Origin of the sequence: Cocleimonas flava, from assembly GCF_004339015.1 — a bacterium.
GTDB classification, from domain to species: Bacteria; Pseudomonadota; Gammaproteobacteria; order Thiotrichales; family Thiotrichaceae; genus Cocleimonas; species Cocleimonas flava.
Genome location: NZ_SMFQ01000004.1, coordinates 958,248 through 978,737 on the forward strand (window position 1 = coordinate 958,248; position 20,490 = coordinate 978,737).

The window sequence follows — 20,490 nt, forward strand, 5'->3', positions numbered from 1 at the left end:
CTTTCTTAGGATTTCAAAGCAACTAGAGAGATAAAATTAAAGCTCTGAAACCATTGGTAAGACTGAGAAAAACCAGCTTCTTGCAAACGGGTCTGGTGTTGTTCCAGGGTATCAGGAATCATTACATTTTCTAAAGCCGCACGTTTTTGGCTGATTTCAAGATCACTATAGCCATTCGAGCGCTTCATATTGTGATACCACTCGATTTGCTGTTGATTCTCTTCCTCGTTATCAAAAATAATTTTCTCAGATAAGATCAACGCTCCGCCTGGCAACATACCCTCGTAAACTTTTTTCAATAAGCTTAAGCGCGACTCAGGAGAAAGAAACTGCAGAGTAAAGTTGATTACCACTAAAGACGCATTGCTAATCTCTGATTTCTCGATATCTTCACACAGGACGTCTAAATCAGACTCAGGCATGTGACGAGCCAAACGAGATTGGCAGCGTTTCACCATTGCCTCAGAATTATCGATGCAAATATGCTTCAACTTTCGTGATGATGTTTGTCGGTGCATCGCTAAAGTCGCTGCGCCTAAGGAGCAACCAAGATCATATACATTGCTATTATCTTTGGCGTACTGACCAGCGTAAACACCTAGTAAGGAAATGACCGTTTCATATCCAGGCACAGATCGACGAATCATGTCAGGAAACACATCCGCCACAGAATCGTCAAAAGCGAAATCCACGACTTTTTGATTATTAGCGAAAATATTATCTTGTTTCATGAGTCACTAGAATGTGAGTAAAAGAATGCGCAAAAGTGGTAATAACTAAAGCAGCCTATGCAAAAAGGCTTAAGCACCCGGCCATTTAGTATCAACGGATAGTTTGCCAAAAGTAATTTTCTCACCGGTTCGTTTTCCTGCATCTGGACCCATAAAGTACAAATAAGGTCCGACTAAAGCATTAGGTTTTGCAACCTGTGTCATATCTTCACCCGGGAAATTCATGCGGCGCATTTGAGTGTCGACTGGACCTGTATCGATGCTATTCACACGAATGAAATTATCCGGCAGATCATATTCATCAGCCAATATATCCATCATTGCCTGTGAACCCGCTTTAGCGATACCAAAAGCACCGTTATAGGCTTTGCGTGAATCATGCGCAGAGAAAACAATCGCCGCATCTTTAGAGGCTTCAAGTAAAGGCAAACACGCTTGAGTGATTAAAAAGTTAGCGTGTAAGTTTACCATTGTCGTTTTCGACCATAACTCAAGATCATATTCTTTGAATGGGATAAACGCTGGCAACCAACCCGCATTTAACGCAATACCATCAAGCCCACCCAGCTTATCTTCGATGGTAGTCGCCATATCCTGATAATCTTTTGTCACCGCACCTTCCATATTCAATGGGTAGATAGCGGGCTCAGGGTATCCCGCCTCTTCAATCTCATCGTAGACGACTTCCAGTTCTTTCAGTGTTTTTCCCAATAACACCACCGTTGCACCAAAACGCGCATACGCCAATGATATTTCTTTACCAATACCAGAACCGGCACCCGTGACTAAAATAACGCGATCCTTCAACAAGCCATCTACTGGAATATAATCGAGCAGTTGCTGGTAATCTTCAGTTAATTCAGGGGTATTTTTAGAGCTTTGTTGATTCATGAGAAAATGCTTTAACTATCGTTAAAAAGGACTGGTAATAATTGCATAAGCATGACGAAGCGTCCAGACATGAGTTATTGATAATGCTCGTTTTAACAGGAAAAATGACACCCCCCACCTTTTATGAGGTTTTTTTCATAGTATTAAATGAAAACCTCACCCTTCGGGTCGTCGTCACAATGTTCCAACGCTGTCTCAGCAAAGCTTCGGCTAAGCTATTTTTCTATACAAAGGGTGCTAAAAAATACATCTCACTTGTCACACTTATCAAAACAGAATAAACTGCGCACCCTTGCTACAAAGCATACGGAGAAGTGTCCGAGTGGCCGATGGAGCACGCTTGGAAAGCGTGTGTACCTTTACCGGTACCGAGGGTTCGAATCCCTCCTTCTCCGCCAAATACAAAAAAAGCCCACTCGTTGAAGTGGGCTTTTTTATTTTGAAACGAATCGGATCTATGAGAACCCCCAATGGGTTCGATCAGAGCATCCCGAGACCTTCGATTTTGTGAACCAATCTCGGCGGGTCTCTAATCAATTATCACAACGCAGACTCAAGTCCTTTCTTCACTCCTTCTCTGTGTTGAATTGACTCAGCCCATCTCAGCACATTCTTGTATGAAGCGGTATCTAGAAATTCGGTTGCATCATAAACATCACCCAGTGCTACACGTCCGTACCACGACCAGATAGCGATATCAGCGATTGAATAACCGCTTTTGCACATGTATTCACGTTCAGCCAAATGACGATCCAACACATCTAATTGTCGCTTGGTTTCCATGGTATAACGATCAATCGGATACTCCATCGGGTATGGTGCATATTTGTAGAAATGACCAAAACCACCACCAAGAAAAGAGGCGCTGCTTTCTTGCCAGAACAACCAGGTAATGCATTCCATTCGGTCAACACTGTCTTCCGGCAATAAGGCTTGATATTTTTCTGCGAGATAGAGCAAAATTGCGCAAGATTCAAACACCGATTGCGGGGGTGATTTTGATTGATCAAGCAATACGGGAATTTTTGAATTCGGATTTAGCTTCACAAAGTCGGATCCGAATTGCTCGCCTTCTCCGATATCGATAATGTGTAGGTCGTACTCTGCGCCTTCTTTGCCTAGTGCTAGCAGTTCTTCCAGCATCACCGTTATCTTCACGCCGTTTGGTGTTCCTAGTGAATATAATTGCAGGGGCTTATCACCTACGGGCAAAACTTTCTCGTGCGTTGCACCTGCAATTGGGCGATTGATGCTTGCCCATTTACCGCCACTTTCAGTATCCCATGTCCAAACTTTTGGTGGTGTGTATTCTTTATTGCTCATTATAACGATCCTGTTTTTATACATTCAAAGTTTAATATTTAGTGTTCAGTTCTATCGTGGCTATCTGCTTATCAAATTTTACAAATCACCATGTGCTCTAAGCTATACGCGTCATACACTATGTTGGACGATTAAATCATTCCGAGCGAATGAAAAGCATTCAATTATTCTAATGCAAGCAACTATCTCGACTTATGAGTCTTAAAAAACCACTTAAGTTAGCAGGCTATTTGGCCAAAAAAGATTATCTAAGTCACCCCCCTACTTTGGGGCACTTTTTTTATTAATCTTTCTAAGTAATTGAGTTTATAAATAAAGTTAAACACGCATTCATCGGATATCTGTATATATGACAACTGTATTAACTTAATATCGTGCCATAACTTAAAATGGACATACCTAGTGAATAAAAAGATTTTGGCTGAGCTTCTCTTGGCTAACGCCAGAAAAGACCGCGAGTCAGTTTCTGAAGATTTGCAACAAATTCTAAGCGCCATTCGCACCCATCTTGATATGGATATTGCTTTTATCGCTGAGTTTTCTCAAGGTAAACGCGTTTTCAAATATATCGATTCGAAAAAAGAATCGTGCGTAATTAAAGCAGGTGACTCTGACCCTGTGAACGAAACTTATTGCCATAAAATTGTAAACGGTGAGATACCCGAACATATTACAGATACGTTAAAAAACCCTATCACAGAAAAACTCGATGTTACGACAGCACTCTCTATTCGTCATTACATGGGTGTTCCTATCCGCATTGCAGATGGTAGCATTTATGGGACCTTCTGTTGTTTTAATCACAAAACAGATGAGACCATAGGGGAACGCGAACTCAGCATGTTGCGTATATTTGCCGATCTCGCAGGTAAACAGATAGACAGCAATATTAAATCTAATCTTGAGAAAAAAGAGATGACCGATAGAGTGATCTCAATCCTAGATCCTTCAAAACTGAATATGGTGTATCAACCCATTTACGATATCCAGCAAGATAAAATAACTGGATATGAGTCAACATTACGCGTAATGACAAACCCTTATCGTACTCCTGATGTATGGATAAATGAGGCCAAACAAGTCGGAGTTTCTGCGAATCTGGAGATCATGGCGATCAAGAAAGCCACAACGGAACTTGAACAGCTACCAAAAGATACCTACGTATCCATTAATACATCACCAGAACATATAATAAATGGCGCGATAGCCACGGCACTTAAGGAGATTTCTCCAAAGAAAGTCGTTCTAGAAATTACTGAGCATGCTCCTATTACTGACTATGTTGAATTTCGCGAGGCACTCAAACCACTTCGTGACAGAGGAATTCTATTAGCCATAGATGATGCGGGCGCAGGTTACGCCAGTTTTCAGCATATTCTTGAAATAGCCCCAGATGTTATCAAACTTGATACGAGTATCATTCATGATGTCAATGTCGACCCTGCCCGACATGCGCTTGCGACAGCAATAATCTCATTTGCAAAAGAAACAAATGCAGAAATTATCGCAGAAGGCGTAGAAACTCAGGAAGAATATAATGCACTGAGGCTGCTCGGTGTAAACAAAATACAAGGATTTTATATAGGTCGCCCGATGCCAATACTTGATGCTATTGCCTTGCAGCGTTCAGAGATATCCAGATCCAGACAAGACTCTGTAGAAGTATTAGCTAACGTCAGATAAATAATTCTGAAAAGTAAATCTTTATGCAAAAAAAAGGGATGACTTAATCATCCCCCCCTACTTTCAGCCACTTATCTGTGGCAATTAATTCATATAGGTTTTAGCTTCTTCACCTGGGTAAGGTAATCCAGATATTTGCCAAAGCTGTAAACAACCACCAAATAACTTACGTACGCCATCTCTTTCGTGTCCGAATGCTTTACATACACGACTCATCGGTGGAATAGCGCCTAAACGCATATAACGATCACGAATAAATTCGATGATTTCCCAATGCTCTTTGGTTAGCTCATCAATTTCGGCATTCGCTGCTAGTTGCTCTGCAATTGAACGCGTCCAAAGATCTGGATTAGTCATAAATTCATCTTCATCAAACAGCGACAAGATAAACGCATCTGTAGTTTTTAATGGTGAAGTAGAAGCTCTCATAATGTTGTCCAGCTCGAATTAATATATTGGAGTGAAATTTACAGTAGACTTCTATTCACGTAAAATGATTAAATTTAATTTAATATCATAATATATGATATAGAAGACACAGGAAAGGTAATGGATCTAAAACAGCTTAAGTCGCTGATATCAGTTGTCGAAAATAATTTAAATATCAGTCAAGCCGCAGACCAGTTACATTTGGTGCAATCAGCTGTATCGCAGCAAATTAGCCGTCTCGAAGAAGAGATAGGGGTTAAATTATTTAATCGGAAAGGTAAACGTTTAGCAGGCTTAACTCCTGTAGGTGATGAAATCGTTGCTTATGCCTATCGCACGCTAGCCAATGCCAATAGCATTCTGGAGATCGCTCATGATCACATCAATGAGTTCGAAGGGATGCTACGTATAGGTACCACGCATACTCAGGCTCAGTACATTTTGCCCCCTGTAATTAAAGCATTCAGTCAGGAATATCCAGAGGTTGAATTACAAATCCACCAGGGAACACCACAACAACTGGTTACAAAAGCACTTCACGATGAAGTTGATTTTGCCATTTGCACTGAAGCGCTTAGCGAGAGTAAGGACCTTGTGAGTATGCCAAGTTATAACTGGAATAGAAGTTTGATCACCCTAAAAGACAGCGCTTTGCTTGAGAGTGATGAGATTACCCTGGAAAAGCTCAGCACCTATCCGATTGTCACATACGTACATGGCTTTACTGGTAGAGAAGTGTTCAACGAAACCTTTAAAAAAGCGGGATTAAAGCCTCAAATTGTATTGAGTGCAGCCGACACCGATGTTATCAAAACCTATGTACGCAGCGGTATGGGTGTGGGTGTGATTGCTAATATGACCTATGTAACAGATAAAGACAGTGACTTAGTATTGCGAGACCTCAGTGAATTATTTCCATGGGAAACGACCAAGATTGCCTACAAAAAAGATAAATACTTACGCCGACATCAACAGCGTTTTATAGATCTTTTTCAGGGTAGTGTGTTGAAACAGGAAGGTTTGGTAGCGCCTTAGCTATTCCTATTTAGATTTAGTTAAATAAAGACCAGGACAAAATAGCCAATGCCCCCCCCCTACTTTTGAATGATATAACGTTTTTGCACTTTGAAAACATAAATAGAATTTATGCAGGGCCAGGCCTTTATTTAAACTAGCTCAATCTCTTCTGCAGTTAATTCGCGCCACTGGTTTTCTTTGAGGCTTTCATCGAGCTTGATCTTTCCAATCTGTTCCCGGTGCAATTTTTCCACATGGTTTCCTACCGCAGCCATCATACGCTTAACTTGATGGTATTTACCTTCGGTAATCGTCATTCTGATTTTCAGTTCTGACAACACCTCAATTTGGGCAGGAAGACAGCGTTTTTCTTCAGCTTTGAGCTGCACTCCTTCACTTAATATTCGAATTTGTTTCTCTGTGATCGGCGTGTCCAAATCGATCAAATAGCTTTTTTCATGATTGTGTTTCGGTGAAGTGACCCGATGCGACCATTGGCCATCATCTGTGATGAGAATAAGTCCCGTGGTATCAATATCTAAACGACCGGCGATATGCAGAGTCTCCACTCGCGGCAGAAACAATGAATCGAATACCGTTTCATGATCCTCATCGCTATTTGCACAAACCACGCCCGCAGGCTTATGAAACATAATGTATTGTGGCTTGGGCTTTTTAATACTAACGCCCATGTACTCAACTAAAGCATCTTCAGCTACTTTTTGGGCATGATTTTTGACGACCACACCATCAACTTTTACTTTGCCTTTTTTGATCGCAACTTTGGCTAATGAACGAGTGAAAGCAGTGGAACTGGAGAGTAGTTTATCTAAGCGCATTTGAATGAGTACTTGCTAGTAAATTGATACTTTAAATTTGGTAAAAACAATAAAACAGAAATAAAAATGCCCTCCAGAGAGGGCATTAGTTACGAAGCGTTAAACTTCGTAAGGGTTTCGCATAATCATCGTATGATCACGATCAGGACCAGTTGAAATGATATCAATCGGCGTATCTAGTAATTCAGACATACGATTTAAATAAGCTTTGGCTTTTTCTGGCAAATCTTCGTACTTAGTGATGCCGAAGGTCTTACTTTGCCAACCTGGCATTTCTTCAAACACTGGCGTACAACGCGCAAATTCAGGCGTATTAATCGGCGGTACTTCCATCTGCACGCCATCTAACTCATAAGCAACACAGATTTTAATGGTTTCTAAATCATCAAGTACATCCATCTTGGTCACACAAACACCAGTGATGCTGTTGATTTCCATTGCACGTCGAAGTGCAACTACATCAAGCCATCCACAACGTCTATCACGACCTGTAGTTGCGCCCTGCTCTTTGCCAACTTCTGCAATGTGCTTGCCAATTTCACAAAATAATTCTGTAGGAAAAGGACCAGAGCCAACACGTGTTGTGTAAGCTTTAGTAATCCCCAGAATGTAATCCAAATCTTTTGGACCCACACCAGAACCCGTACATGCTCCCCCCGCCGTGGTGCTTGATGAAGTTACATAAGGGTAAGTACCATGATCAATATCTAATAATGTGCCTTGCGCACCTTCGAACATGATGTTCTTGCCGGATTTTCGCATTTTACTCAATGTGTGAGGCACATCAATCACCATTGGACGCATAACTTCCGCCATCTCAAGGCTTTCAGCGAGTACTTTTTCGTAGCTCACTTCTTCTGCTTTAAAGTAATGCTTAAGCGCGTGGTTATGATATTCCATCACTTCTTTTAGCTTTTCAGTAAAACGCTCTGTATCGAGTAAATCACCTAAACGTAAACCGCGACGAGAAATTTTATCTTCGTAAGCTGGGCCAATACCACGGCCGGTTGTGCCGATAGGCTTATTGCCACGTGCCGTTTCACGAGCCATATCCAGAGCAACGTGATAAGGAAGGATTAATTGGCAACCCGCTGAAAGCTTAAGACGTTCTTTCGCTGGTACGCCTTCATCTTCGAGCATTTTTAGTTCTTCTAATAATGCATCAGGGGCTAACACGACGCCGTTTCCGATAATACACTCCACGCCTTCGCGTAAAACGCCAGACGGGATAAGGTGTAGTACGGTTTTCTTACCATCTATAACCAAGGTATGACCAGCATTGTGACCACCCTGAAAGCGCACTACTGCTGAAGCGTCTTCTGTAAGTAGATCAACAATCTTACCTTTACCTTCGTCACCCCATTGGGTTCCTAGCACTACAACGTTCTTTCCCATCTTCTCAATTCCTTACTATTTACCTAACACAATAATGTTCTTTCGCTAGCGATTAACTTTTCTGCCTTTATCAGCGTTTACGCATAAGGCGGTTAATGCTGATGCGGTTTAGTTTGCAACAACTATCCAGTTATCACCTTGCTTTTCAATCTTTCGGTTACAGCCCTGCTGTTCAGAAACTGCTGTAGAACTCTCATCTAACTGACGTATTACACGTTTACCCTGTTGGCGTAGTTCAGTGACTAGCTGATCCAGATCTTTATCAAGTGTAAACGGCGCCAAGATCCCATCAGACTTAATCTCTGTATGCTTCATCATTGAAGCAAGGGTTCGCAGATCAGTACTAAAACCTATCGCCGGACGACTATTACCGAAGGCTTCACCAATACCATCATAACGGCCACCGTTAGCGATTGATTCACCACGTCCAGGCAAATAAACGGTATACATAATACCAGTGTGGTATGAATAACCACGCATTTCTGCCAAGTCGATATTTACTTTAATTTCAGGGAAGTTATTGCTAACTAGCTGAGTAATATTCTCAAGATGCTCTAGCGCATCCAAAACAGGTTGGCCGGCTTCTTTCAAGCGTTCTTTAGCTGTTTCAATAACGTCATTAGAACCAATCAGCATAGGAAGAGCTTCAAGCATTGCACCTACAGAATCTGATAAGCCTTGTTCTATTACCCAGACATTAATTTCCGGAATAGACTTTCGAGACAACATATCAAAATAGTTTTGCTGCTGGTTTTTAGTTAAACCTGCGTATTCAGCAACGCCATTGACGACACCCACGTGTCCAATATCTAACACCAACTCAGTAACATTGATGCTGTGTAGAGTGTCCAGCATTAAAGAGATTATTTCGAAATCACTCTCTACGCCGGAATGACCAAAAATCTCAGCACCTACTTGTACAGGCGATCGAGAACCACCTTGTTGTGCACTGCGCGTTCTTAAAACTGTTCCGATATAACATAAGCGATTTACTGATGCTTTGGTGTCACCTTTTGAGATTCGATGTGCATCGATACGCGCAATTTGAGGTGTCATATCGGCACGCACGCCCATCATCCGACCATTTTGTTGATCGGTAATTTTAAACGTTTGTAAATCTAATTGAGTGCCCATACCTGCTCGTAAAGACTCTAAGTACTCAACCATAGGAGGCATAACCAAGCGGTATCCCCATGTTGCGTAACGGTCTACAAGTTGACGGCGTAATTTTTCTAGTTTTTCTGCATCATCAGGAAGTGACTCATTGATGCCCTCAGGAAGTAACCACGTATTCATAACAGTTGTTTCATATAAAAATAATGGGATATCTAATTACAAGAGTAAGAGTAGTTGTAAAAGTAGCTCAGAAACTAAACGGGTTAGTAGCGGAGGTATACTTAGTTTTAGATCGGTTTTAACTTAAGTATAGCAAAACAAGACCAGCAACAATACTTGCCAAACCAATCATACGCAAGGAACTTTCAGGGGTTTGCGACATGGTGTGGTAAATTTTCTTAATACTTTCGGGTTTTATAAAAGGCAATAAACCTTCAAGAATTAACAATAATGCAATCGCATTGAGTAAATCGTGCCAATTCATAGAAGGTTATAACCAGTAAACGTTAATCACGTAAATGATAACGTAATTAACGTTTATTTAAAGTGTGAAGTTAAGCTAATCAATACAACACAAAGCGGGCTTATTGCCCACCTTGTTGTTTGAAGTACTTAAAGAATTCCGCATCAGGTTCGATAACCATAATATCTCCACCATTACCCAACGACTTCTTGTAAGCACCTAAACTTCTGTAAAAAGCGTAGAACTCTGGATTTCTCTGATAAGCCTTCGCGTAGATTTCAGCAGACTTAGCATCACCGTTACCACGAATTTTCTCAGCATCACGGTAAGCATTTGCTTCAATAATGACAGCCTGACGATCAGCAATAGCGCGAAGCTTTTCACCTTCAGCTTTACCACGAGAACGGAAGTCCTGAGCTACACGTTGTCTTTCAGAACGCATTCTTTCATAAACAGATTCACTAACAGACTCAGGAAAGTCAATTTGACTGACACGAGTGTCAACAATTTCAATACCCAGAGACTTGGCAGACTCTGCCGCTTTTTCACGCAATTCGGTCATGATTTCACCACGTTCACCGGTAATTGCTTCTTTAACCGTACGCGTACTAAATTCGTTTCTAAGTCCATCTTTCATAATACTTTCAAGACGGTTCTGAGCACGATTCAAGTCACCACGAGTTGCACGATAAAATACACCGGCATCGGCAATACGCCATTTAACAAAGAAGTCTACTTGTACGTATTTCTTCTCTCCTGTTAAGAAACGATCAGGTTGCGCATCAAGCGTCAAAATAAGCTTTGAAAACTTTTCTACCGTATTCACAAAAGGAATTTTGAAATGTAGACCTGGTTTAATATCAGTTTCTACAATTTCCTTGAATCGGAATTTAATTGCAGTTTCACGCTGGTCTACCGTATAGGTTGCCGTAGCAAAAATAAATACGATAACCGCGATAACAATAATTACTATATTTTTCATTATCGTGACCCTCTCGTTGCGTCTCTTACACCATCGCGAATACTACCGCTCTGCTGGGCTCTTTGATTTCTTAGCGCCTGCTCTACTAAACCTGCTGTCGCTGGATCAAAATCATCCGTTGCACTGGTTGATGGTTTGCTCGTATTTAGTTGATTCAATGGCAAGTACAATAAATTGTTACCTGATTTTGAATCAACCATGATTTTAGTTGTATTTGCATAAACGCTTTCCATTGTTTCCAGGTAAAGACGTTTTCTGGTTACATCAGGAGCCTTTTCGTATTCAGCAACTAACTGACTGAAACGTGACGCATCACCTTCTGCTTTTGAGATTGCCTGACTTTCGTAAGCAGTCGCCGCTTCACTTAAGCGTGATGCTTTACCTTCAGCGATAGGTACTACGCTGTTTGCGTAAGTTTCCGCCTGATTTTTGAATCTATCCAAATCCTCACGCGCTCTGTTGGCATCATCAAATGCATCTTTAACCTGCTTTGGAGCTTCAGCATAAGTTACGTTGACTTTGACAACTTCTAAACCTGATTTGTAGTCATCTAATACTTTTTGCATAACGATACGAGTATCAGGAGCAATCGCGCCACGATTCTCTTTCAAAATAGAATCCATGGTATTAAGACTGGCAATTTCTCTAACAGCGCTTCGCATTACTTGAAAAAGTGTGCCAATTGACTGGTTTCTTTCGTAATCTGGAAGGTAGATATTAAATAAGTAATCTTCTGCATTCTTGATTTTGTACTGAGCAGCAACACCTAAATCGACGATATTTTCATCGCGTGTCAGCATGTGCGTACGATCTTCTGCTGTACGAACTCGGTCGATATCAACAAGCTCAACCGTATCAACTGGGTAAGGGATATGCCAATGCAAGCCAGGAAGCGTTGTTTCGGTGAATGCACCAAATCTAAACTCTACTCCACGTTGCGCAGAATCTACTGTGTAGAATCCTGTTGCCAACCATGCAGATAGTGCCACAAGACCGATTATTATTAGAGAAGTACTGCTTGGGCCATTACCACTACCCAATTTCTTTTTCCCAAATAAGCCACCGATTTTATCATTCATTTTACGCGTGATATCTTCAATGTTATCTACTGGATTGCCTTTAGAATTTCCTTTCGAACTTTCTTTAGAGCCTCCATTAGAATTATCACCCGATTTACCTTTACTCCAAGGGTCTTTATCATCGCCACCTGGTTCATTCCAAGGCATACACTGTTACTCCAAAATTTAAGATTATTTAATTATGGGGATTCGATTACAACTCTCAAGGATACAACCTAAAGATTTGTAAAACCCAAAGCCGAGATTGTACACACTTGCTATGGCTCTTGCATAATGTTCTTACTAAATTATAAAATTTAATAGAGAAAATAAAAATTCGATTCTAATCAATATTTATATCTGTTTATTGATCTAACTCTTGAATTCTATTCAAAACTAAAGCGATAATATAAGTATTTATTAATATAGCTTGTTTTTATATGTATTCTTCAACGACACCAGAGACAGCAGATAGCCACTTAAACTCTAGCAAGTTTTTGCCAGAGCTTAATCAAAATGAGATTAAAGCGCTGCAACAAGATACGGCGAAGAAATTTAATCTATCCCCCTACTTTGCTGATGACTTAAAGATCGGCGGCAAAGGACCTGAGCTAGCTATTATCCCTGCTGGCCAATATGAAATGGGATCGAACCGTGATGAATTCGGCCACTCCGTTAACGAATACCCCCAGCATTACACGCATATTACTCAACCTTTTGCGATTGGTCGTTTTACAGTAACCGCAGAAGAGTTTGAAAAATTTCGTGAAGATACAGAATGGTTTTTGCGCAATGACCTAATTTGGTCCGAAGGAAGAAAACCGGTAATTAATATTCGTATGGCGGATGCCGCGTTATACCTGAAATGGCTCAGCGATCAAACGGGAAAACGTTACCGATTACCCACAGAGTCTGAATGGGAATACGCTGCACGCGCAGGCACAAATTCAGCGTTTCATTTTGGCGACGAAGTCACTTGTAAGGAAGTGCATTTTCATTCGCTATTTCCCTACAATGAAGCGAAAAAGAAGAAGCGCTGGTTTTTACCTTTATGTTCACCCATGGCAACCGCTTTGGAAGTGGGGTGCAAACCACCTAATAACTGGGGCTTACATGAAGTGCACGGCAACGTCTGGGAGTTTACCAGCACACCTTGGCGTGATTCTCATGTTAATAGCAATCGAGATGGCTCAAATGACTCAGGCTTTATTAGCTCTGCGATTGTTACCAAAGGCGGCTCATGGTTCGATGAAGCGATCCACGCACGCAGTGCCGCCAGAAAAAAACGCTTATATGATGAAATGGACACCAATCTCGGTTTTCGTGTTGTAAGAGACTTATAAAATACCTGTCATTCCATTTTTAGACTACAATTCCCCGACCTAATCTAGAGCAAAGCTAGGGCTAAATCAAAACTACACCAAGCCTTATCTAAGTAAAAATCGTCAAGGATAATCGTGGAAACATTAAATATTCGTTCGGGTGAATTCCAGCTGGAACGCCTGCCAAAAATCAAAAACGATACTTTACGTGGCTGGGATGCCGCCGATGAGCTTTTAATAGAAACAGTGCTTACTGACTATTCTCATCTGTTAGTCACCCCCCCACTTATAGCCAATGATTCTTTTGGCGCTCTTGCATTAGCCTTTAATGAATACTCGGTGCATAGCTGGTCTGATTCATTTATCTCACACCTTGCCACTACGCATAACCTATCTCTCAATAAAATCTCTGCTAGTCCCGTATTAATTCCATCGACAAAAGAAGCAGAAGGAAAGTACGATCTGGTTTTGATTAAAATACCCAAGACTTTATCGTTGCTGGAAGATCAACTGTGCCGACTTAAGCCACATATACACCCTGAAACGGTGATTATCGGCGCAGCCATGAGCAAACATATTCACACCTCGACACTCAAGCTGTTTGAAAAAATTATCGGTACTACAACGACTTCGCGCGCAACCAAAAAAGCACGATTGATTTATGCACAAAATGACCAGAAAAATAATGTCGTTTCTCCCTACCCGAAAACCATTAAAGATGAATCATCTGGAATAAATCTACAGAATTTTGCCAATGTGTTTGCCAATGATCATCTGGATATCGGCACACGCTTTTTTCTGGAGACAATTAAAAAGCATTTAAATCAACATGGAGAATATGCCGAGCAAGCACCTAATATCATTGATTTAGGCTGCGGTAACGGAATTCTTGGAATTGCGGCGAAACAATTAATACCCCATGCAAAAATCAGTTTTACTGATGAATCTTACGCTGCAATAGCTTCTGCAAAAATTAACTACAGTAACGAAACAATCGATAAAAATACTGACGATGCAGAGTTTTTAATGAGTAACAGCCTTGATCAATATAAAGGTGATACTCCTGACCTAATACTCTGTAACCCGCCCTTTCATCAGGCTCACGCCGTCGGCGACCATATTGCCTGGACCATGTTTAAACAAAGCCAGCAAAAGTTACAAAAAAACGGTGAACTCTGGGTAGTCGGAAATCGACACCTTGCCTATCACATTAAACTAAAGAAGCTTTTTGGTAATTGCCAGACGGTCGCCAGTAATAAGAAATTTGTGATCTTGGTCGCCACAAAGAATAAAAAATGACACCCCCCACCTTTGAGGCATATTTTTAAGGCTTCGCTTGGCTTGATTTTTTATTTGTTCTTTTACTCAGGTCATTTGATTTGCTTAACATTCACCTTATACTAAAAGGTGCGCAAACAAACATAACACCCTTTCTTTTTGATAACTAAGCTTATGAATAACACTAACAATAATACAAACATCTGTTTTGTCTTTAGCCAGCAAACTCTGGATATTGCCATAGACGAATGGGTCGAGGAACGCAGCGAAAGCAGTCCTGCCAAAAAGGAAGCATTCATGATCACCAAAGCTGCATTGCCCTGGTTTATGCGTCATTTAAATCAAAGCGGTTCCATTTATATGTTCAGCGCAGAAGATATGAAGAATGAAATCGAGAGTTGGAAAAAAGCGCAATTCACAGCATTCCCAAAGAGAAAGAAACGCATAGAAGAAACCTGCGATCTATTAATAAGCTTTTTTGAGTCCGATCTTATTGAAACGCACAAAATGACGGTACATGCCTAACACCATACATCGCTAATAAAGCATGTCTTTCAGTTACATTAGCCGGCACTATGCCTAACGATTGCAATTGTTCGTGGCAAATAAACATCAGCAATATGGGTAGATTCAATCTCCAGCTTTAACTCTGGTAATAGTTTTTGATGAGTAAAATACGCTTCGGGTAATTCACCCTCTCTGCGAACTTCAGAAACCATCTCAATTGATAGCGGTAACAAAGTTGGGTCAACGTCTATGAGGGTTTCAGTAGGTAAATTATTCAGTGTAAATGACAGCGATTCACCTTGCTTCAGCGTTTTATTCAATCTATGTTGATAATTTCGCGTATTTTCCGCAACATCTTTGTCGTCATCACCACCTTTTACGCCTATAAGCTTCATCGGCTCTTCACCATACGCGTCTATTTTAACGTCCAAAGCATATTCACCCGGTTTTACTTCATACAAGGTATACTGAAAATCCAGATCTCGCTGCAACGATAAACGCGTCAAGTCATCCAAATCGATTTTGTGCGCATGCGTTACGCTACAATTCAGCACTGACATCCATGCAGATGAATATTCTTTTAAATAACCACAGTATTCGCTGTGCCCATGTTCGTCTTCGAGATTCACACTTACCCGTTTATTGATATAGGACTCAAGAATGGGGTCGTACTCATTACCGCTAGAAGATAGCGCTGTGGTACCCATTTTTTTAATGTAATCGCCCTGTGTAGAAAGCACACCACCCGAACCTTTCATACGACTTAAAAACACATTCAACGCTTCACCAATCGCATCATTAAATACGTTAAAAAAGATTCGTAATTTACGCGACGAGCGATGTAAAAAGTCAGGATTAGAAACCCTTGCCACTTCTTTGGCTCGCTTTAATTGATTCTTTTCGGATAACTCACCGTGATTTCTGAAAATCGTGCGAATTTTATCAATATCAACCCCATAGAAAATGAACGAATTGATAGGATTACCCAAAGCATTTGAGGCCGAGCGAGAAAAGTGTAGCTCCATACCATTCGAATAAATATTCGTTTTACCCCAGACTTTCTTGCCGCTTTGCATTTCAATGGTGGAATGAAAGCCCTGCAAATCTTTAAGTACTCGGTCTTTATTACTCCATTTCAGTACATTGGATAACAACGCACCGAGAAAAATAAATCCGATGGTTAAGAGAAAAATACTGTCCATATAGAATTACTGCCCGTTTTAATCTGTTTTTTTATCTGTTAAATGGCCTATAACCACATCTAAAGTCACCCCCCTACATTGGGGCTTTTTTTTTAAAACATGTTTAAGTATGATTTTATTGATTCAACAATCGCCCGCCATCAACGGGAATGATATGTCCGGTTATGTAGTCTGCCTGAGTAACCAAAAACATAATCGTATTTGCAATATCTTCCGCTGATCCTGTCTTATTCAAGCTAGTTTTATCCAGTATCGATTGGTGCTGAGCTTTCATTTCTGGACTATCGTCATCATCCTCTGGCCACAAAATCGCACCGGGCGAGACGCCATTCACTCTAATGTCTGGCCCCAGTTCTTTGGCTAATGATTTAGTCAGCATCGCCAAACCTGCTTTCGCCGAACAATAAACGGGGTGGTCTTTTAAGGGACGCTCACTGTGAATATCAACCATGTTCACGATACAGCCCTGTACCTTTTTTAAATGAGGTGTGGCAGCTTGAGATAAAAACAAAGGGGCTTTCAGGTTGCTAGCCATTAAATTATCCCAGTCAGATTCTTTAATCTCTCCCACTTTTGTCGGATAAAAGCTCGAGGCATTATTGATTAATATATCCAACCTTCCCGTTTTACTGATTATTTGATCAATCATGCTTTGCAAAGAATCTATATCGGCTAATTCTGCTTGCTGCATCAAACAGGAATTTTCACGCATGGCATTGAGTTCATCACAAAGCGCTTTGGCGTCATTTGCGGAGTTGCGATAATGCACAACCACGGTGGCACCTTGTTGATGCAAAGCACGAACCGTTACAGCGCCAATTCGTCGAGCTGATCCAGTTACCAGTGCTACTTTTCCCTGCAATAATTGCATAGTCATTAATCCCTATATACTCTAAGCCCATGAAACACGTTCAGAGTTTACCAGAACCTTCCGCAGATGCCTTGGAACATAGCGAAAAGTTAGTCGCTAACATAAAAAACGCAATCGAAAGCAATGGTGGTAGCATTAGTTTTAAACGCTATATGGAAATGGCTTTATACGAACCTTGTTTGGGTTATTACGTCGCAGGCACTCACAAAATTGGTGAACAGGGAGATTTTACAACTGCACCGCAAATATCACCGCTATTTTCACAGTGTATTGCGAATCAATGTGCCGAGGTTTTAAAGTCAATATACACAAAAAAAGCCTCCAAAGTGGGGGGGTGCATTTTTGAATTTGGCGCAGGCACGGGTATTATGGCTGCCGAAATCCTATTGGAACTTGAAAAGCAAAACAGCTTACCTGAGACTTATTTCATTCTCGATCTGAGTCCCGAATTGCAACAGCGCCAGAAACAAACGATTGAATCAAAAGCGCCACATTTACTGACCAAAGTCACTTGGTTAACCACCCTGCCCAAACACTTCTCAGGCATCGTGTTAGCCAATGAAGTATTAGACGCCATGCCCGTTGATGTATTTACCCAACATGGAGACATCGTCTACGAACATCATGTCATTTGGCAGGATGATGCGCTTCTCGAACAATTAAGACCTGCGACTGAAACCAATCCGGCACTTCATGATCGCGTATTACGTTTGAATATCCCTAAAGAAGCGACTCCTTACACATCAGAAATCAATTCACATATAACGCATTGGCTAAAATCAATCGCTGAAATCATAGAAGAAGGATTGGTGCTTTTGATTGACTATGGATACCCACGCAAAGAATATTATTTGGCAGAGCGCAATAAAGGCACCTTGATTTGCCATTATCAGCATTTAGTGAACGAAGCACCATTGCTTAACGTAGGCTTACAAGACATCACTGCCAACGTTGATTTTACAGCAGTTGCAGAAGCTGCTGACTCCTCTAAATTGGAGGTTGCAGGGTTTACTTCTCAAGCGTGTTTTCTGGCGAATACAGGTTTAGAAGAATACTTTAAACACGCTTTGGAAAATAATTTAGATGATCAATACACACTCGCACAACAGGTACGTACATTAACGCTCCCCGCAGAAATGGGGGAACGTTTTAAATGTATCGGATTAACGAAAAATTATCCACATCAGCTATGCGGCTTTAAAGATTTTGATCAGCGCTATCGACTGTAAGTATTCCAATGAGACATTAGTAGCAAAAAATGGCTAATGCTACTTTGTAGTATTTGTAATCTTTCTAGCATTACAATTACACCATTAAGATACAAAGCTTTAATTTAACTAATATCAGTAGGTCCATTACTTTCGTCATACATAACATGTAACACCGTTTCTTCTCGGTGAATACGTGTTTCTAATAGCTTACCTAAGTGAGTAAACTCTTTGATGAATTCACTGCGATTTCTTTCATTCACAGGAATATGAGGACTTTGTGTTATCGAGAAGAAAATTTCTATAGAGATATTCTTCATCTCGAGGTTTAACTCGTTAAACGCTCTTTCACGCTTCGGGTATTTGAGCTGAATGAAGGTTCTAAGGTACGAGTAAAGCTCCTTATCTGCTTTATGAAAATGGGCTTTAATTTTAGATGAAAAGGCTTCCAGCCTACCTGCCGCTGCACTGTATTGCTCAGCTTCCGCATGTTTCATCATCTCCTTATAAACAAACAATAATTCGGCCTGCTCTTCTTCAAGCGTTTTGATTAAACTGTAATCATAAGGAGGGAGTTTTTTAGGGCTTGGAACAGCATTAGCTTCAGCGTTTTTATGCTTATTTTCTTCTGTGTTTTCTTTAGCTGCTTCGGCTTTTTTTGAGCCTGCGTCTAACATCTTTAAGTTATTATCGCTAACCGCTTTATTAATTGATTTATATTCTGCTTCTTCTTTATCAATTTTAGCCTGCTCATGAGTAGAGAACATTTTTTTAACATCGATTTCTTGCACCAGAAATTCTTTCAGCTTTATTTCTGTGGCCAATAATTCTTTTAACTTTTTAATTTCAATTTCTTGAGCAAGGAATTTTTTCAGATGTTTAGTATCTATCTCTTTATCTAAAACATCGTGAAGATCTATTTCTTTAGTAAGGATTTCTTTCACTGAATCTAACATTTTGTTCTCTCTCACTGGGGTTGTGATAATTTTTATTATTACTTGGTAACAGTTCTCCTCCTAATCTACCATAATCACCCTATCATTTTTAAACCGCTAGACTAATGGTAGAAGTATTTATGAACCTATAGCTCCTACCCTGCTATTCAAAGTGACATTTGTAGATTGGCGTGTAAAATGGTCTGATTCGATCTAAAAATATGGACAGCTTAATAACAATATGAAAATTCAATGGTTTCCCGGCCATATGCACAGGGCCAGTAAAGAAATACGTGAAAAGCTTCCAGAAATGGACTTACTCATAGAAGTGCTCGATGCACGTTTGCCAGGTTCTAGCGAAAACCCAATGATCGCGGCTATTCGTAATAGTTCGACAAGAGATATTCCCTGCATCAAGATTTTTAATAAAAGTGACTTGGCAGATCCAGAATTAACTGAAAAATGGCAAGCTTATTACGAGCGCGATAAAGGCATTAAAACCCTCTGTGTCTCTCGTGAGCAACCTGAAAAAATCAAACAAATCTCAAGCCTATGCCGAAAAATGGTGACCATCAGCGACGCTAGAGATAGAGAAATTCATGCGATGATTGTAGGCATTCCTAATGTCGGAAAATCAACCATCATTAATACCGTAACAGGTCGGACCATTGCCAAAACGGGTAACGAAGCAGCCGTTACAAGACAACAACAACGCATTAAAATCAATGATGACGTGGTTCTTTTCGACACCCCTGGACTTCTATGGGGAAATATTAATAACGAACACAGTGGATATCGATTAGCTATCTCAGGCGCCATAAAAGACACAGCGTTTGAGAGTGATGATGCAGCATTTTATTTAGCCGAATACTTAATCAAACACTACCCTGAATTATTGACAAAGCGTTATGAGCTTTCAGAGTGTCCACAAACAGAAATTGAGCTCATTGAGATCATTGGACGTCAAAGAGGCTGCTTACGCAGTGGCGGACAAGTTGAAATAGATAAAGCCTGTAAGATCCTGATCAATGAATTCCGATTAGGAACTCTGGGTAGAATAACACTCGAAGAGCCAATTTCTTTTGAGAATGAAAATATCACAGCACAGGCTGAATCTGAAAAGAAAATAGAAGATAAAAAAGCGACTAAAGCTGAACGTAAAAAACGCTGGAGAAAGAATCGTAAGTAGTTAAGTAATTAAGTAATTAAGTAATTAGTAAAGAATAAAAAAGCGGCTCAA

The 20,490-nt window shown here is 40.5% G+C and carries 20 protein-coding genes and 1 tRNA gene; 8 read left to right on the top strand and 13 right to left on the bottom strand.

Features of this window, described 5'->3' with window-relative positions; genetic code table 11:
- Nucleotides 1-5: 5 nt before the first annotated feature.
- Nucleotides 6-731 carry a carboxy-S-adenosyl-L-methionine synthase CmoA gene (cmoA, locus tag EV695_RS16055; RefSeq protein ID WP_131906981.1) on the bottom strand — a complete coding sequence of 242 codons (726 nt, stop codon included), beginning with the start codon at nt 729-731 and terminating at the stop codon, nt 6-8.
- Between the two features lie 69 nt (nt 732-800).
- Nucleotides 801-1,622 (bottom strand): SDR family NAD(P)-dependent oxidoreductase, encoded by an 822-nt coding sequence (locus tag EV695_RS16060; protein ID WP_131906982.1) that lies wholly within the window; start codon nt 1,620-1,622, stop codon nt 801-803.
- 308 nt (nt 1,623-1,930) lie between these two features.
- On the opposite strand from EV695_RS16060, the gene EV695_RS16065 reads away from it, so the two are divergent.
- A tRNA-Ser gene (locus EV695_RS16065) sits at nt 1,931-2,020 on the top strand.
- Nucleotides 2,021-2,162: 142 nt separating this feature from the next.
- On the opposite strand, the gene yghU is transcribed toward EV695_RS16065, so the two are convergent.
- Nucleotides 2,163-2,945, bottom strand: coding sequence for a glutathione-dependent disulfide-bond oxidoreductase (yghU, locus tag EV695_RS16070; RefSeq protein WP_207907114.1), 783 nt, complete (start codon nt 2,943-2,945; stop codon nt 2,163-2,165).
- 402 nt (nt 2,946-3,347) lie between these two features.
- Here yghU and EV695_RS16075 point away from each other — a divergent pair, with 402 nt between their 5' ends.
- Nucleotides 3,348-4,628 (top strand): sensor domain-containing phosphodiesterase, encoded by a 1,281-nt coding sequence (locus tag EV695_RS16075; protein WP_131906983.1) that lies wholly within the window; start codon nt 3,348-3,350, stop codon nt 4,626-4,628.
- An 84-nt stretch (nt 4,629-4,712) separates the two neighbouring features.
- Here EV695_RS16075 and EV695_RS16080 read toward each other — a convergent pair whose 3' ends face one another.
- The gene (locus EV695_RS16080; protein WP_131906984.1) at nt 4,713-5,057 is read right to left on the bottom strand and encodes a TusE/DsrC/DsvC family sulfur relay protein; all 345 of its coding nucleotides are present in this window, start codon (nt 5,055-5,057) and stop codon (nt 4,713-4,715) included.
- A 120-nt stretch (nt 5,058-5,177) separates the two neighbouring features.
- On the opposite strand from EV695_RS16080, the gene EV695_RS16085 reads away from it, so the two are divergent.
- Nucleotides 5,178-6,092: a LysR substrate-binding domain-containing protein gene (locus EV695_RS16085; RefSeq protein WP_131906985.1), complete on the top strand. Its 915-nt coding sequence runs from the start codon at nt 5,178-5,180 to the stop codon at nt 6,090-6,092.
- Nucleotides 6,093-6,223: 131 nt separating this feature from the next.
- On the opposite strand, the gene EV695_RS16090 is transcribed toward EV695_RS16085, so the two are convergent.
- From EV695_RS16090 to hflK, 6 genes are all read right to left on the bottom strand, one after another.
- Entirely contained in the window at nt 6,224-6,913 is a 690-nt protein-coding gene (locus tag EV695_RS16090) for a 16S rRNA pseudouridine(516) synthase (protein WP_131906986.1), read from the bottom strand.
- Nucleotides 6,914-7,012: 99 nt separating this feature from the next.
- On the bottom strand, nt 7,013-8,308 hold the full coding sequence (locus EV695_RS16095) for an adenylosuccinate synthase (protein WP_131906987.1): 1,296 nt from the start codon (nt 8,306-8,308) through the stop codon (nt 7,013-7,015).
- A gap of 108 nt (nt 8,309-8,416) precedes the next feature.
- Entirely contained in the window at nt 8,417-9,604 is a 1,188-nt protein-coding gene (locus EV695_RS16100) for an ATP phosphoribosyltransferase regulatory subunit (RefSeq protein WP_131906988.1), read from the bottom strand.
- A gap of 118 nt (nt 9,605-9,722) precedes the next feature.
- Nucleotides 9,723-9,908 (bottom strand): DUF2065 domain-containing protein, encoded by a 186-nt coding sequence (locus EV695_RS16105; protein WP_131906989.1) that lies wholly within the window; start codon nt 9,906-9,908, stop codon nt 9,723-9,725.
- A 100-nt stretch (nt 9,909-10,008) separates the two neighbouring features.
- Complete coding sequence (gene hflC / locus EV695_RS16110; protein ID WP_131906990.1) at nt 10,009-10,869, bottom strand: protease modulator HflC; 861 nt, start codon at nt 10,867-10,869, stop codon at nt 10,009-10,011.
- Complete coding sequence (hflK, locus tag EV695_RS16115) at nt 10,869-12,095, bottom strand: FtsH protease activity modulator HflK (protein WP_131906991.1); 1,227 nt, start codon at nt 12,093-12,095, stop codon at nt 10,869-10,871. Before hflK ends, hflC begins: the two co-directional genes overlap by 1 nt.
- Nucleotides 12,096-12,367: 272 nt before the next feature.
- Between hflK and EV695_RS16120 the strand changes: the two genes are divergently transcribed.
- The 3 genes from EV695_RS16120 (at nt 12,368) to EV695_RS16130 (ending at nt 15,052) form a co-directional block, all read left to right on the top strand.
- Nucleotides 12,368-13,270, top strand: a complete 903-nt coding sequence (locus EV695_RS16120) for a formylglycine-generating enzyme family protein (RefSeq protein WP_131906992.1) — start codon at nt 12,368-12,370, stop codon at nt 13,268-13,270.
- A gap of 114 nt (nt 13,271-13,384) precedes the next feature.
- Complete coding sequence (locus tag EV695_RS16125; RefSeq protein WP_131906993.1) at nt 13,385-14,548, top strand: methyltransferase; 1,164 nt, start codon at nt 13,385-13,387, stop codon at nt 14,546-14,548.
- Nucleotides 14,549-14,701: 153 nt separating this feature from the next.
- Nucleotides 14,702-15,052 (top strand): hypothetical protein, encoded by a 351-nt coding sequence (locus EV695_RS16130; protein WP_131906994.1) that lies wholly within the window; start codon nt 14,702-14,704, stop codon nt 15,050-15,052.
- Between the two features lie 38 nt (nt 15,053-15,090).
- Here the strand turns inward: EV695_RS16130 and EV695_RS16135 are convergent, their stop codons facing one another.
- Together EV695_RS16135 and EV695_RS16140 are read right to left on the bottom strand one after the other, a co-directional pair.
- Nucleotides 15,091-16,236, bottom strand: coding sequence for a hypothetical protein (locus EV695_RS16135; protein ID WP_131906995.1), 1,146 nt, complete (start codon nt 16,234-16,236; stop codon nt 15,091-15,093).
- 115 nt (nt 16,237-16,351) lie between these two features.
- On the bottom strand, nt 16,352-17,107 hold the full coding sequence (locus EV695_RS16140) for a pteridine reductase (protein WP_131906996.1): 756 nt from the start codon (nt 17,105-17,107) through the stop codon (nt 16,352-16,354).
- Nucleotides 17,108-17,136: 29 nt separating this feature from the next.
- Here EV695_RS16140 and EV695_RS16145 point away from each other — a divergent pair, with 29 nt between their 5' ends.
- On the top strand, nt 17,137-18,336 hold the full coding sequence (locus tag EV695_RS16145) for a class I SAM-dependent methyltransferase (RefSeq protein WP_131906997.1): 1,200 nt from the start codon (nt 17,137-17,139) through the stop codon (nt 18,334-18,336).
- Between the two features lie 104 nt (nt 18,337-18,440).
- On the opposite strand, the gene EV695_RS16150 is transcribed toward EV695_RS16145, so the two are convergent.
- Nucleotides 18,441-19,271, bottom strand: coding sequence for a hypothetical protein (locus EV695_RS16150; RefSeq protein ID WP_131906998.1), 831 nt, complete (start codon nt 19,269-19,271; stop codon nt 18,441-18,443).
- Nucleotides 19,272-19,491: 220 nt separating this feature from the next.
- On the opposite strand from EV695_RS16150, the gene ylqF reads away from it, so the two are divergent.
- On the top strand, nt 19,492-20,439 hold the full coding sequence (gene ylqF / locus EV695_RS16155) for a ribosome biogenesis GTPase YlqF (RefSeq protein ID WP_131906999.1): 948 nt from the start codon (nt 19,492-19,494) through the stop codon (nt 20,437-20,439).
- The last annotated feature ends 51 nt before the right edge of the window (nt 20,440-20,490 follow it).